Genomic DNA, 13219 nt, shown 5'->3' with positions numbered 1-13219 from the left:
ATGAAACACATCGATTTATTCACCGACGGGGCCTGCTCGGGGAATCCGGGGCCGGGGGGCTGGGGGGCGGTGCTGCGCTATAACGGGCAGGAGAAAGAGCTGTGCGGCGGCGAAGCCAGCACCACCAACAACCGCATGGAGCTCACCGCCGTCATAGAAGGGCTGTCCGCGCTCAAGGAGCCCTGCGACGTAACGCTGACCAGCGATTCCAAATACGTCCTCGACGCCATTGAGAAGGGCTGGGCCCGCTCCTGGAAGCGCAACGGCTGGCGCAAGGCCGACAAGAAGCCTGCCCTCAATGCCGATTTGTGGGACAGGCTGCTGACCCTGCTGGACATCCATACGGTACGGCTGGTCTGGGTGCGGGGACACCAGGGCCATCCCGAAAACGAACGCTGCGACCAGCTGGCCGTGGGATATTATCAGCGGTGGAAATAGCCGCGTTACAAAAAATGTCGAAAAACCGAGCGGGCGGCCGCGAACTTTTTACACTTTGCGTATTGCAATCTAGACCAAAAAGGTATATATTAAACCTGCAAGACGCATACTACGTCGTGACTTTATAATAGAGAGCTGGTTTTGCGTATGTCATCAGCCGCACGTTTTATTTACGCGGACAACGCCGCCACCACCCGCCTGCTGCCGCAGGTGCTGGATAAAATGATTCCCTACCTCACCGAGGAATATGGCAACCCCTCCTCCCTGTACAGCTTCGGGCAGGCGGCCCGCCAGGGGGTGGATGCCGCCCGGATCACCATGGCGGAATGCCTGCACTGCCGGCCCGACGAGGTGTTCATCACTTCGGGAGGCAGCGAGGCGGACAACTGGGCGCTGAAAATGGTGGCGGAGAGCCTGGAAAAGAAGGGCAAGAAACACATCGTCTCCACCGTGTTCGAGCATCACGCCATCCTCCACGCGCTGAACGCCCTGGAGAAACGGGGCTTTGAAATCACCCTGCTGCCGGTGTATGAAAACGGCATCGTCCGGGTGGAGGACGTGGCGGTCGCCATTCGGCCGGACACCGCCCTGGTTTCGGTGATGTTCGCCAACAATGAAATCGGCACCATCCAGCCCATTGCCGAAATCGGTGCGCTGTGCCGGGAGCGGAAGGTGCTGTTCCATACCGACGCGGTGCAGGCGGTGGGGCATGTACCGGTGGATTTTGAGGGGATGCACATCGATCTTCTCTCCCTATCGGCGCATAAGTTCCACGGGCCCAAGGGCGTGGGCGCGCTGCTGGTGCGCAAGGGGCTGCGCTTCGGCAACCTCATCGACGGCGGCGCCCAGGAAAAGGGCCGCCGGGCGGGCACCGAAAACACGGCAGGCATCGTCGGCATGGCGGAGGCCATGCGGCTGGCCTGCGCCTCCATGGCACAGGCGACCCCGGGCCTCATCGCCAAGCGGGATCGGCTGATTCACGGGCTGCTGAGCGCCCTGCCCCGCTGCCGCCTCAACGGCGATCCGGTGCGGCGGCTTCCCGGCAACGTCAATATCAGCTTCGAGGGCATCGAGGGCGAGAGCCTGCTGCTGATGCTGGACATGAAGGGAATTTGCGCGTCCTCCGGCTCGGCCTGCACTTCCGGCTCCCTGGACCCCAGCCACGTGCTGCTGGCCATCGGCCTGCCCCACGCGGTGGCCCACGGCTCCCTGCGGCTGACCCTGTCGGAAGAGACCACCGACGAGGACGTGGACTATATGCTTCAGGTCATCCCCGGCGTGGTGCAGCGGCTGCGGGAGATGTCTCCTCTTTGGGAAACCATCTGCAAAAACGACTGAAAGGTATCGAACAAGAAAGAAGGAACCGAGCATGGCAGCATTTTACAGCGAAAAGGTTATGGATCACTTTGCCAATCCCCGCAATGTGGGCGAATTGGAAGACGCCAACGGCGTCGGTGAAATCGGCAACGCCAAATGCGGCGACATTATGAAAATGTATATAAAGGTGGAGGACGGCCGGATCGCGGACGTGAAGTTCAAGACCTTCGGATGCGGCTCCGCCATCGCCACCAGCTCCATCGCCACCGAAATGATCAAGGGCAAAACCATCGAGGAGGCGCTGCAGCTGTCCAACAAAGCGGTGGTGGAAGCACTCGACGGCCTGCCCGCCCACAAAATCCACTGCTCCGTCCTTGCCGAGCAGTCCATCAAGGCGGCCATCGCCGACTATTACCGGCGGCAGGGCATCGACCCCACCCCCATTGTGGGCGAGCTGCCCGATCCCGACGAATACGAGGCCTGCCACGTCTGAGCGGCAGGGTCTCTGAGCATCCCCGAACGACAAGCGCGTCCCGAAACGCGGCATAGACCCAGCGGAGAATCGGAGTGCGGCGAGCCGCATTCCAGAAAACGGAGCGATCGCTCCGTTTTCTTCCAAAGGGCTATGGCCATCGCCGGGACGCGCTTTTTTCGGGCTAGTGAGGGTTGTTCACGGGGGGAAAAATCCTTTTGTTAACATCTTGTTAATTATTTTGGAATATGGTACAATGAAGCATCATGCAGCCGCGCCCGGCGGCGGGAGCAGACAGAGGTGACCGGCGATTCGAGTCTATGACAGAAAAACGGGGCGGACGGTGGAACAGCCCTCCGCCGACAGCGGCGCGGTGGGGTGGATTTACCGCAACCGGCCCGCCCGGTTCGTGGTTTCCTGCGTCTGCCGGAAGACCCTGCTGCGGCTGGTGGGCCGGTACGCGGACAGCCGGCTGAGCCGGATCCATATCCGGCGGTTCGCCGAGAAGCGGGGGATCGCCGACTGGCAGGGCTACGGCAGCCTGAATGCCTTTTTCGCCCGGCCCCGCGCCAATGTGGCTTTTCCGGCCCGCGAGGACACGCTGGGCTCCCCCTGCCAGGCGCTGGTCTGCGCGTGGGATCAGCTGCGGCCCGACGCGGTGGTGCAGGTCAAAGGGGTGACCTATCCCCTGGCCGAGCTGCTGGACGAGGACGCCTCCCGCTTTGAAGGGGGCGCGGCCTATTGTCTGCGGCTGGAGTCGGGCCATCACCACCGGGTCTACTGTTTCGACGACGGGGTGCTGGAGGAAGAAAATTCGGTGCCCGGGCGGTACGACTCGGTGCATGCGGCGGCCCTCCCCCACGTGCCGGGCCTGTACGCCAAGAACCACCGGGTGATCACCCGCTACCGTACCGAACAGTTCGGCACGGCCATGCTGGTGGAGGTGGGCGCCATGTTCATCGGCAGTGTGGTGCGGCAGGCGCCCCTTGGAGAGCCTGTCCGGCGCGGGGACGTCAAGGGCTGGTTCTGCTTCGGCGGCAGCTCGGTGCTGCTCTTTTTTGAACCCGGCCGGGTGCGGCCCGACGCCGATTTGCTCGCGCAGACGGCGGCGGGAATCGAAACGGCTGTGGATGTTGGGGAAAAGATTGGGGAGAAAATACCGCGATGAAGAATTTTTCGAGAACGCGCTCCGTGCCGGCCGTGGAACGGCCCAGCCTGTCCAGGGCTTTCCCGGCGGCGGGAAAGCTGAACGTGGCCTGCTGCATCACGGTGGCGGGCTTCGTCCTGGCGCTGTCCGGGCTGTGCCTGCTGCTTCGCGGCCAGCTGGCGATGGGGATTTTTGTGCTGACCCTGGCCTCGGTGGCCGATCTGCTGGACGGGTTCACCGCCCGCAAGCTGGGGCTGGTGTCGGCCTACGGCCAATCGTTGGATTCCCTGAGCGATACCATCAGCTTCGTGGCCACGCCGGCCGTGATTCTCATGTGGTTCGGCCATTTTCGTCCCATTTGGGTGGTGGCGGGACTGGTTTACGCGGTGTGCGGGGTGCTGCGGCTCAATTATTTCGAGCACAACCCGGCGCCGGGCTATTTCATCGGGGTGTCCAGCCCCATTGCCTCCGGCCTGCTCATCATGCCATTTTACGCGCTGACCTTCCTGTTCCGGGTGGAGGCCGGATGGCTGACGACGCTTTATCCGTTCTACGCCCTGGCGGTGGGCCTGGCCATGATCGGCGGCTTCAAGGTGAAGAAATACAGCTTCACCAACGCGGCCATCGGCCTGTGCTGCTACATCATCGCGGTGGCGGGGCTGGTCAAGTCCCTGCTGTAACGTCAAGCATAGGCAAGCGCCCCGGAGCGAATGCTCCGGGGCGCTTTATCATGAGGAGGCGGCCGGTCCGGTTTCCTCGGTAAAGGCCACGTGATAGACGTCGTCCTCCCGGATCGCGTCCTTTGGCACCGCCAGGAACAGGCTCCACTGGCCGGACAGCCATTCCTGGCCGATAGTCGTCCGCAGACGGGCGGTGACGTGCCGGCCCTGACGGAAAAGCCGAAGGAACTCCACATCCTGGGCGCTGGTATAGGGAAGCTGCACCACCAGGAGGACCTTCTCCTCATAGAACGCCTCCGTCTTGTAGGCCGCCGAGGATGTCTGCCAGACAGCGGCCCGGCTGTTGTTACCGTCCGGCCGTTCTTTAAGATAATACGCCTCCGCCTCAGCCAGGGTGCGGTATACCTGTATGGGCGACGCGGCGGCTTCGGCATAAAGCGCCCGGCCGCAATACTGGGCAACCAATTCCGGAGCTGTCTCCCCGTCGTCCACTTGGGCGATGCAGCGGGACGCGCCCGCGGCGTCCTCCCGGGCCACCTCCACGCAGGCCAGCCAGTAAGCCATATCGGCGGTCCGCATAAACGGGCAGTACCGGGCATAGCGCACGATGAGGGCGTCCCCCTCCCGCCGCAAACCGGTCACCTGATGGGTAATGGAGCCGCTGGGCTCCTCGATGATCACCAGCAGAAGCGTGCGGGTATTGAAAAACTCCGCGGTATAGGAGACAAAAGCCCCATTGTCGACGGGATAATCCGCCGATTCGTAGGCCGTCCGGAACGCCGCCAGCTCCTCCGCCGAGTCCACCCGCCGGGCCAGGGGGAAGTCGATAGCCTCCCGGCAGGGAATGCCATAGCGGAATAACGCGCTTTTGAAGGGGATCTCCCCCTCCGCCTCTGCAGAGGAAAGGCTGCCGCTGTCTTCCGGCGCCGGAGAACCGTTCAGCCGGGGGATCATCCACACCGCCCCCAGGATCAGCGCCATCATCGCCGCCGCGGCTGCGGTGGTCTTGAATGCCTGCGCCGCCGCCCGCCGTCCCCGACCGGGAAGGGAGACGTCCGGCGGGCGGACGGGATAGGACAGGCGCGCTTCTATGTCCTCCCACAGGCCGGGATCCTCCCGCGTTTCCTGAGCCAGCCGCGCACGCAGCCGCTCCTTTTGGCCGGTCTTCATCCGGCATTTCCCCTTTCGCGTCAGACAGTGTTCCGCAGCTTTTTCATGGCGGAGCGGTACAGCCAAGCCACCGTGCCCAGTGGCTTGTCCAGCAGGCGGCTCACGGCGGCCAAGGTCATGTCCGCCATGACGTGAAGCAGCACCACCTGCCGTTCCTCCGGACGCAGAGGCTCCAACACCGAGCGGACATACAGGCGGCGGCAGACAGTCTCCTCCGTGCTTTCGGCGGCGGGCGGTTCCCCCACCGACTCCGGGAAAGAACGCTCCCGGAGCCGAATCCAATCCACCGCCAAGTGGTGGGTGACAGTCATCAGCCAAGCCTTATGAGGGCCGCCGGGCCGGTAGCTTCCCGCCTTGTCGCACAGACGGAGAAACACCTCAGAGGTCACATCCTCCGCGTCCTCCCGGCGGCCGGTGACCGACAGGGCCAGGGCGTACACCAGGCCGGCGTACGCCTCGTATACCTCTCTGAGAGCACTCCGATCTCCGGCCAGCAGGCCGGCCATCAGCCGCGCAAACCGCTCATTCGTCATGCCGTCGTCCTCCCGTGCCGCTGAAAAGCTCTTCCTATCTAATACGTCTGAAGAGGGGCGGATTTATGGGGAAAGGCCACATTTATTTTCCGGTATACCGGGCCGGGACGCGCCCGCCGTTCACCAGAGCCACGGCGACGAGAATCTCCTCCCGCCGGGACTCTGCCTCCTCCGGGGGCAGGGTCAGCACAATGTCGTCCAAATCATAGGGGCCGTTGCGGAACCGGCCAATCACCGCCCCCTGGAACGCCCCATCGATCAGCAGGTAAAAAAGAGGCTCCTGCCCGTCCTTCTTGAAGGCCGACGTCAAAACAGCCTCGAAGGACTTGACCAGAAAATCGTTGCGGTGCAGGGCGAAGACGCCGCGGGGCGGCGCGTCCCCCGGCTCTGTCAGCAGAGAAACGTCCTCAGGCAGCATGAAGACAGGCGAGCCATCCTCCCGGGCGGCGGGCAGCAGGCTTTCCCGCGCCGTCAGGGCGGACAGGGCGGCCCGGAGATCCCGCAGGGGCAGGCCGAAGAAGGACCGGGCCATGGTCTCGTCCGCCGCCCCGTGGAGCCGCACGAAGCGGAGCAGCGCCCGCTCGATCGCGTCCTCCCTCTCCGGCCAGGCCAGGGAGGGAAACTCGGTTTCAAAGGGATACCAGGCCCTATCCCATTCGCTGTCGGCCTGATCCTCGAAAACCAGAAACATTTCCTGGAGCCGGTGGAGCATGGGGGTGATGGCCTTGGCGGCCAGACCGGTGAACTCCCGCAGGGCGGCGACGGTCATGGGCCCCTCCCGCCGCAGCAGGTCGAGAAGCCGGGCGTCGTTGGGCCGCAGGGCGGCGTCCTTGCGGTATATCGCGCCGTACAGGGCTAAATCCGCCTCGTCCACATAGGCGATGCCGCCCCCCTGGAACCGGCCCTTGACCAGTTCCCGCCGGGATCGCCTGTCGAAATTCCGGGCCGCGCCCCCGTCCGGGGCGAAGGCGGCGCGGAAGCTCAGCTCCGGCGGGGAGCCGGGGCAGCACCAGTAAGGGGTACGCACCGGGGACATGTCCCGGAAAAGTCGATCGTAATCCGCTTCGTTTGCCGGCGGACAGAACCGCTGCCGTTCAAGCCGCACGCGGCGCAGGGCGTTGTCGCATAAAACCATGGTAAAACCACCTTTCCAACAGGGAGAATTCTGTCGACAAAATGCTGTTGTCAGCGCTCCGGTTGTGTGTTAAACTATTGGCATACAGGCCAAGGATATTGGCGGCGGACAGGCTGGCCCTGCCGCCGTTTTCCATTGTAACATAAACCGACCAAAATGACTAGAAACATAGGAGGCGCGGTATGACAGCGGTAGAAGAGGACGCTCTGCGGCTGATGGAACAGGTGCAGGGCAGCTTTTGGGAGCGGCAGGATTCTGCCCCTCTTCGCGCGGTCATGGCGGCGGAGGGGCGGTCCTGGCCGCTCCCCCCTTGTCCGGATCCGGCTGTCGCCCTAGCCGACGAGCAGTATGATACGACGCCGCTGTCCGAGGACGCGTGCTTGGTGCGGGGCACCTTTCGCACCGTGAGCCTGGACGCCGCCATGGCGGACACGCCCCGCCGCCTGACCGCCGTTTGCATCCGCCGGCCGGAGGGACTGCGGATAACGCACCTCCATCTCTCTGAGGACGGGCCGGCGGCCTCCTGCCGGGAAGAGGCCGCCGGCGGCGAACGGATCCGCGGGAACAGCGCGGCGCTGCGGGAGCTTATCCGACAGACCTCCCGCGCCCTGCGGGAGCGCAACCGGGAGCTGGAGGCCCTGACCGAAAACATTCCGGGCGGGGTGCAGTGCTGCCGCAACGACGAGGAATTCACCATACTGAACATGAACAGCGGCCTGCCCGGCCTGTTCGGCTATACCCGGACGGACATTGAAGAGCGGTTCGGCGGCAAATTCGCCCGCATGATCCACCCGGCGGATCTCCCCGGAGTTCAGACAATGATAGCCGAGCAGCTGTCCCGGGGGCCGGCGATCGATCTGGAATACCGGGTGGTGTGCCGGGACGGTTCTTTCCGCTGGGTGCTGGACAAGGGGCAGCTCCGCACGGCGGAGGACGGGACCTCCCTGTTCTACTGCATCCTCATGGACATTACCGAGCAGAAAAGGGAACGGGAGGCGCTTCGCCTGAGCCTGGAGCGCCATCAGGTGATCCTGGATCAAACCGCGGATATCATTTTCGAGTGGGATATTCATACCGACACGCTGGTTTGTTCCCCCAACTGGCAGAAAAAGTTCGGCTATATCCCCGTGGAGCAGGAGGTCAGCCGCCGGATTCCCTGCTCGGACAATATTCCGACGGAGGACATGCCGGCCTTCATCGACCTGCTGCACAGCGTGTCCCTTGGCGTACCCTACTGCGAGACGGAGTTCCGCATCCGCAACACGGCGGGAGACTTAACCTGGCAGCGGATCCGGGCCACCACCCAATTCGACGGAGAGGGGCGGCCTCTGCGGGCCGTCGGGGTCATCGTGGACATCGACGAGGAGAAAAAGCAGCGGCAGACGCTGCTGGAGCAGGCACAGCGGGATCCGCACACCGGCCTGTACAACAAAACCTCGGCCAAATCCCGGGTCAAGGAATTGCTTCGGATGCCCGGCGGGGACGTCAGTCACGCCATGCTCATCATCGACGTGGATAATTTCAAAACCATCAACGACCGCTACGGCCATCTCTGCGGGGACGCGGTGCTGGTCGCGTTTTCCGCCCGGCTCAAGGCGCTGTTCCGCACCGCCGATGTGGTGGCGCGCATCGGGGGGGATGAATTTCTGGTCTTTCTCCCCCATATCAGCGGGCGGGAGACGGCGGCGGGCAAGGCGGAGGAGATTCTGCAAATTTCCCGGGAGCTGTCCCTGGAGGTGCCGCCGGATATGGCCCCCGCCTCCTGCGCGGGGGGCGGCGTTCCCGCGCTGTCCTGCAGTGTCGGGATCGCCATGTATCCCCAGGACGGCCAGGATTATGCCGGGCTGTATCTCAATGCCGACCGGGCGCTCTACCTGGTCAAGAACAACGGAAAGAGCGGCTTTGCTTTCTATGAGCGGCAGCTCTGCTCCCCGGTGACGCCCGGGGAGCAGACCGGCACCGGCATACTGCCGGGCGCCGAGGACACGTACACCATGGGCCGTGCGCTCTACCCGTATATTTTCCGTCTGCTGTACCGCACGGCGGACGTGGAGACGGCGGTGGAACATATTCTGGAGGTGGTGGGCCGCACGTACGATGTCAGCCGGGTATACATTTTCGAAAACAGCCCGGACGATCGCGCCTGCAGCAATACCTTCGAGTGGTGCGGCGAAGGGGTGCCGCCTCAAAAGAGCCGGCTGCAGAACCTGCCCTACTGGGACGACCTGCCGGATTATCCCGCGCATTTTGATGAAAACGGCGTGTTCTGCTGCCGGGACACGGCGGCGCTTCCCCCGCCCTTGTGCGGATTTCTGGCTGGGCTGGGGGTGGTTTCCCTGCTGCAGTGCGCCGTGCGGGACGGGGGCCGGTTCAGAGGCTTCGTTGGCTTCGACGAATGCCGGGTCAGCCGCTATTGGACCCGGGAGCAAATCCATTCCCTCACCCTGGTGGCCAACATTCTCTCCACCTTCCTGCTCAAGCACCGTCTGGCCCAACGGCTGGAGGAGCTGTCCGAAAGCCGGCTGTGAGCCGAAAAAACCGCCGGCAGGCCTCCGAGGAGGTCTGCCGGCGGTTTGCTTTACCCGGAACGCGTAATTCATATGATGATTTACTCCGTATATTTATAATTATACCACTATATTGACAGATTACCGAAAAAATGATAGGATGACTTTAGTGTATAAAGGAGGGGACGCCATGCCGGCAGAGGAAAAAAACCGCACCCAGCGCACGGCAGACGCCATTCTGCGCTTCATCGCGGAGCAGGGGCTGCAGCCGGGCGGCCGGCTGCCGAACGAGAGCGAGCTGTCCCGGCGGCTGGAGGTCGGCCGCGGCACGGTGCGGGAAGCCATGAAGCTGCTGGCCTCCCGCAACATCGTGACCATCCGGCAGGGCAGCGGCACCTACGTGGCCGAGCGGCCGGGAATGGCGGAGGATCCGCTGGGGCTGCAGTTCATCGCGGACAAGAGGCAGCTTTCCCACGATCTCATTGCCATCCGCTTTCTCATCGAGCCGCCCATCGCCGCCATGGCGGCGCGCAGCGCCGAGGAGGCGGAAATCGAGCGGCTGCGCGGGCTGGCGGGGGAAGTGGAGGCGCGCATCCTTCGCGGGGAGAGCCATATCGCGCAGGACGTGGAGCTGCACACCGCCATCGCTTTGTGCAGCCGGAACCTGGTGGTTCCCCGGCTCATCCCCATCATCCACAGCACCATCCAGATATTCACCGATTTGAAGGAGCCCCGGCTGCTGCGGGAAACCATCGAGATTCACCGCCGGGTGGTGGACGCCATCGCGGCCCACAATCCGGTGGAGGCCCAGGACGCCATGTATCTGCATCTCGTCCACAACCGGGAATCCCTGCGGGCAATCGAACGGCAGCAGACGACCGAATGACAGCAAGGAGGACACGTTATGGTTCCAGGTATCCTATTGGCAGGCGAGCCCATGGGCCTGTACATCGCGCAGGAGGAGGGCCCTATCGACCAGGCCGTGACCTTCCGGGCCGCCGTGGCGGGCGCGGAGTTCAACGTGGCGGTGGGGCTGACCCGCCTGGGGCATCGGGTGGAGTATCTGACCCGGCTGGGCTGTGACCCGGACGGCGAACGGATCCGCCGGGCGCTCCGGGAAACCGGGGTGGGCGACGCGCTTGTGATCACCGATCCGGAGCGGCCCACCGGCATCATGTTCAAGGGCCGGGTTTCCCGGGGGGATCCCCCCATCTTCTACCGGCGCAGAGGCTCCGCCGCCGCCGCGCTCAGCCGGGAGGACGTGGAGCGTCTTGACCTGTCCGCCTTCGGCTGTCTGCATCTGACCGGCATTCTGCCCGCCCTCTCCCCTTGCGCGCTGGACGCGGCGGAATATTTGGTGGACAAGGCCCGGGCGGCGGGGCTTTTCATCTCCTTCGATCCCAATCTGCGGCCCCAGCTCTGGCCCTCCCCCGCCGTCATGGCGGAGACCGTCAACCGGCTGGCGGCCAGGGCCGACCTGTTCCTTCCCGGCGCGGGCGAGGGCGAACGCCTGATGGGCAGCGCCGACCCGGCCGCCATTGCGCGGCACTACCAGCGGCTGGGCGTGCGGTACGTGGTGGTCAAGACCGGCAAAACCGGCGCTTACGCCGCCGGTGAAGGGGAGGCGTTCCAAAGCCCGACGTACCAGGAAACCGCCGTGGTGGACACGGTGGGGGCGGGCGACGGCTTTGCCGCCGGGGTGCTCAGCGCCCTGCGGGAGGGGCTGTCCCTGCGGGAGGCCGTGCGCCGGGGCAACGCCATCGGCACCATCCAGATCCAGCACGAGGGCGACAACGAAGGGCTTCCCACGCGGGAGGCGCTGGAGGAATTCATGACGCATACGCCGCTGAAAACGGCGGAGGAGGCATCGCTATGATCGAAGTATTACGCGCCGTCGGCATCGTGCCGGTGGTCAAAATCAACCGGGCCGCCCCGGCCGCCGGGCTGGCCCGCGCCCTGTGCGAGGGGGGACTGCCCGCGGTGGAAATCACCTTCCGCACCCCGGCGGCGGCGGACGCTATCCGCGAGGCCTGCGCCGCCGCGCCGGAGGCCTTCGTCTGCGCCGGGACGGTATTGACGGCGCAGCAGGCCGAGCAGGCCGTGGCGGCGGGGGCCAAGGCCATCGTCAGCCCCGGCACCAACATGGAGGTGGTGGACTGGTGCCTCGCCCAGGGCGTGCCGGTCATCCCCGGGTGCGCCACCCCCAGCGAAATCGAGGCCTGCATGCGTAAGGGGCTTCGCCTTGTCAAGCTGTTCCCCGCCGAGGTGCTGGGCGGAGTGAGGATGCTCAAAGCCCTGGCCGGGCCTTATGCCGGCGTTTCCTTCATGGCCACCGGCGGCATCAGCCCGGCCAACGTGGGGGATTACCTGCGGCAGAAGAACATCGTCTGCTGCGGCGGCAGCTGGATCGTGCCGGAAGCGGCGCTGGACGCCGGAGACTTCGACGCCATCCGCCGCCTGGCCGCCGAGGCGCGGGCCATCGTGGACAGCATATAAGACGACAGCAACGCGGCGGGAGCATGGTTCCCCGCCGCGTTCTGTATATCAAAAAAGGTGCCAAAAAGCAGCAAAGAGGGTGCAAAACGAAGCGTTTTGCACCCTTCTTTTATGGCTTGACGTAGCCGCTTTTGATGGGCTCCACCGCCACATTCGCTGATCCTTTTCAGAAATCCGCTCCAACGTCTTGGATTTGACCAGATAGGCGGCGTAATTGTCCGCGTGAAATGTCAAACCGGCGGAACGGGGGCGGCCGTCCCGTCATATAGTGGAAGGAACTCCATTTTGAGAAAGGCAGGATTCCGCCCATGATTAAAATCTTTATCGATCAGGGACACAACCCTACGAATCCCAACGCCGGGGCGGAGGCCAACGGTGTGCGGGAGCAGGATGTGACCTACGAGGTAGGGGTGCGGCTGGCCGATTTGCTGCGGGCTAACCCCAATTTCGAAGTCCGGCTGTCAAGAAATTCGCCGGACGAGCAGCTGGGAACCTCCAACGCCACCTCTCTGGCCGCCCGGGTTAACGCGGCCAACAGCTGGCCCGCCGATTATTTCATCAGCCTGCACTGCAACGCCAGCACCAACACCACCGCCAGCGGCAGCGAGGTCTATGTCTACAGCGAGACCAGCCCGGCCTTCCCGCTGGGCGAGGCCATCCTGGTGGGACTGCAGAACGCCACCGGTCTGCGCAACCGGGGAATGTTCATCCGCCCGAGCCTGTACGTGCTGCGCCGCACCAACATGCCCGCCCTGCTGGTGGAAATGGGCTATCTGACCAATCCGGAGGACGCCCGCCTGCTGTCCACCGACCCGCAGAGCTTCGCCCGGGGCATCTACAACGGCATGCTGTCTTATTTTCAGCTGACATAATTCCCCGCAAGCTGCATACACTACTGCCAGGAATGAACAAGGAGGCAGCAAGCTATGCAAGACAACCATCGCTTTTATTTGTGCCGCAGAGACGGCACCCTGGTGGGCCTCATCCACGGCGGCGGCGGGGAACTGACCTGCTGCGGGGAGCCCATGGAGGAGCTGACGGCGGGCAGCACCGACGCCGCCCAGGAAAAGCACGTGCCGCAGGTGAAGGTGGACGGCTGCGACGTGACCGTGGAGGTGGGCAGCGTGCACCATCCCATGTCGGAGGAACACAGCATCAACTGGGTGTACCTGCTTACTGAAAAAGGCGGCCAGCGCAAGAACCTGCCCTTCGACGGCAAGCCGGTGGCCGTCTTCCGGCTGACCGACGACGATCGCCCGGTGGCGGCCTACGCCTACTGCAACCTCCACGGGCTCTGGAAAACCGAGATATGAAAACGGCCCCC

At 64.2% G+C, this 13219-nt stretch carries 14 protein-coding genes; 11 read left to right on the top strand and 3 right to left on the bottom strand.

Annotation, left to right across the window (positions count from 1 at the left end; genetic code table 11):
* From rnhA to ACSAMM_RS03740, 5 genes are all read left to right on the top strand, one after another.
* The gene (gene rnhA / locus ACSAMM_RS03760; RefSeq protein ID WP_178721537.1) at window positions 1-438 is read left to right on the top strand and encodes a ribonuclease HI; all 438 of its coding nucleotides are present in this window, start codon (window positions 1-3) and stop codon (window positions 436-438) included.
* 147 nt (window positions 439-585) lie between these two features.
* Window positions 586-1776 (top strand): cysteine desulfurase NifS, encoded by a 1191-nt coding sequence (gene nifS, locus ACSAMM_RS03755; RefSeq protein WP_457789863.1) that lies wholly within the window; start codon window positions 586-588, stop codon window positions 1774-1776.
* A 31-nt stretch (window positions 1777-1807) separates the two neighbouring features.
* Window positions 1808-2248 (top strand): Fe-S cluster assembly scaffold protein NifU, encoded by a 441-nt coding sequence (gene nifU / locus ACSAMM_RS03750; protein WP_178721541.1) that lies wholly within the window; start codon window positions 1808-1810, stop codon window positions 2246-2248.
* A 322-nt stretch (window positions 2249-2570) separates the two neighbouring features.
* Complete coding sequence (locus ACSAMM_RS03745; protein WP_178721543.1) at window positions 2571-3395, top strand: phosphatidylserine decarboxylase; 825 nt, start codon at window positions 2571-2573, stop codon at window positions 3393-3395.
* Window positions 3392-4054: a CDP-alcohol phosphatidyltransferase family protein gene (locus ACSAMM_RS03740; protein ID WP_457789860.1), complete on the top strand. Its 663-nt coding sequence runs from the start codon at window positions 3392-3394 to the stop codon at window positions 4052-4054. The genes ACSAMM_RS03745 and ACSAMM_RS03740 overlap by 4 nt, the downstream gene beginning before the upstream one ends.
* Before the next feature lie 48 nt (window positions 4055-4102).
* Here the strand turns inward: ACSAMM_RS03740 and ACSAMM_RS03735 are convergent, their stop codons facing one another.
* The 3 genes from ACSAMM_RS03735 to ACSAMM_RS03725 form a co-directional block, all read right to left on the bottom strand.
* Window positions 4103-5224, bottom strand: a complete 1122-nt coding sequence (locus ACSAMM_RS03735; protein ID WP_457789858.1) for a hypothetical protein — start codon at window positions 5222-5224, stop codon at window positions 4103-4105.
* A gap of 20 nt (window positions 5225-5244) precedes the next feature.
* Window positions 5245-5757, bottom strand: a complete 513-nt coding sequence (locus tag ACSAMM_RS03730) for an RNA polymerase sigma factor (RefSeq protein WP_457789856.1) — start codon at window positions 5755-5757, stop codon at window positions 5245-5247.
* Between the two features lie 82 nt (window positions 5758-5839).
* Window positions 5840-6892: a DNA glycosylase AlkZ-like family protein gene (locus ACSAMM_RS03725; RefSeq protein WP_457789854.1), complete on the bottom strand. Its 1053-nt coding sequence runs from the start codon at window positions 6890-6892 to the stop codon at window positions 5840-5842.
* 182 nt (window positions 6893-7074) lie between these two features.
* On the opposite strand from ACSAMM_RS03725, the gene ACSAMM_RS03720 reads away from it, so the two are divergent.
* The 6 genes from ACSAMM_RS03720 to ACSAMM_RS03695 all read left to right on the top strand — a co-directional run bounded on the left by ACSAMM_RS03720 (window position 7075) and on the right by ACSAMM_RS03695 (window position 13208).
* The gene (locus ACSAMM_RS03720; RefSeq protein ID WP_457789852.1) at window positions 7075-9420 is read left to right on the top strand and encodes a sensor domain-containing diguanylate cyclase; all 2346 of its coding nucleotides are present in this window, start codon (window positions 7075-7077) and stop codon (window positions 9418-9420) included.
* 169 nt (window positions 9421-9589) lie between these two features.
* Window positions 9590-10285: an FCD domain-containing protein gene (locus ACSAMM_RS03715; RefSeq protein WP_178724523.1), complete on the top strand. Its 696-nt coding sequence runs from the start codon at window positions 9590-9592 to the stop codon at window positions 10283-10285.
* 18 nt (window positions 10286-10303) lie between these two features.
* Window positions 10304-11275, top strand: coding sequence for a sugar kinase (locus ACSAMM_RS03710; RefSeq protein ID WP_457789850.1), 972 nt, complete (start codon window positions 10304-10306; stop codon window positions 11273-11275).
* Window positions 11272-11895 (top strand): bifunctional 4-hydroxy-2-oxoglutarate aldolase/2-dehydro-3-deoxy-phosphogluconate aldolase, encoded by a 624-nt coding sequence (gene eda, locus ACSAMM_RS03705; RefSeq protein ID WP_178724519.1) that lies wholly within the window; start codon window positions 11272-11274, stop codon window positions 11893-11895. Before ACSAMM_RS03710 ends, eda begins: the two co-directional genes overlap by 4 nt.
* Before the next feature lie 308 nt (window positions 11896-12203).
* A complete protein-coding gene (locus tag ACSAMM_RS03700; protein WP_178724517.1) occupies window positions 12204-12767 on the top strand; it encodes an N-acetylmuramoyl-L-alanine amidase in 564 nt (187 codons plus the stop codon).
* A 54-nt stretch (window positions 12768-12821) separates the two neighbouring features.
* Complete coding sequence (locus ACSAMM_RS03695; protein WP_457789847.1) at window positions 12822-13208, top strand: desulfoferrodoxin family protein; 387 nt, start codon at window positions 12822-12824, stop codon at window positions 13206-13208.
* Window positions 13209-13219 lie beyond the last annotated feature (11 nt).

The sequence above is a fragment of the Anaeromassilibacillus sp. SJQ-5 genome (genome assembly GCF_054108045.1).
This window is presented reverse-complemented; position numbering and strand designations above follow the sequence as displayed.

Coding starts and splice junctions, on each gene's coding strand:
- ACSAMM_RS03710 (WP_457789850.1), top strand. CDS start 10,304: ATGGTTCCAGGTATCCTATTGGCAGGCGAGCCCATGGGCCTGTACATC.
- ACSAMM_RS03695 (WP_457789847.1), top strand. CDS start 12,822: ATGCAAGACAACCATCGCTTTTATTTGTGCCGCAGAGACGGCACCCTG.
- ACSAMM_RS03715 (WP_178724523.1), top strand. CDS start 9,590: ATGCCGGCAGAGGAAAAAAACCGCACCCAGCGCACGGCAGACGCCATT.
- ACSAMM_RS03725 (WP_457789854.1), bottom strand. CDS start 6,892: ATGGTTTTATGCGACAACGCCCTGCGCCGCGTGCGGCTTGAACGGCAG.
- nifS (WP_457789863.1), top strand. CDS start 586: ATGTCATCAGCCGCACGTTTTATTTACGCGGACAACGCCGCCACCACC.
- eda (WP_178724519.1), top strand. CDS start 11,272: ATGATCGAAGTATTACGCGCCGTCGGCATCGTGCCGGTGGTCAAAATC.
- ACSAMM_RS03735 (WP_457789858.1), bottom strand. CDS start 5,224: ATGAAGACCGGCCAAAAGGAGCGGCTGCGTGCGCGGCTGGCTCAGGAA.
- nifU (WP_178721541.1), top strand. CDS start 1,808: ATGGCAGCATTTTACAGCGAAAAGGTTATGGATCACTTTGCCAATCCC.
- ACSAMM_RS03720 (WP_457789852.1), top strand. CDS start 7,075: ATGACAGCGGTAGAAGAGGACGCTCTGCGGCTGATGGAACAGGTGCAG.
- ACSAMM_RS03730 (WP_457789856.1), bottom strand. CDS start 5,757: ATGACGAATGAGCGGTTTGCGCGGCTGATGGCCGGCCTGCTGGCCGGA.
- rnhA (WP_178721537.1), top strand. CDS start 1: ATGAAACACATCGATTTATTCACCGACGGGGCCTGCTCGGGGAATCCG.
- ACSAMM_RS03700 (WP_178724517.1), top strand. CDS start 12,204: ATGATTAAAATCTTTATCGATCAGGGACACAACCCTACGAATCCCAAC.
- ACSAMM_RS03740 (WP_457789860.1), top strand. CDS start 3,392: ATGAAGAATTTTTCGAGAACGCGCTCCGTGCCGGCCGTGGAACGGCCC.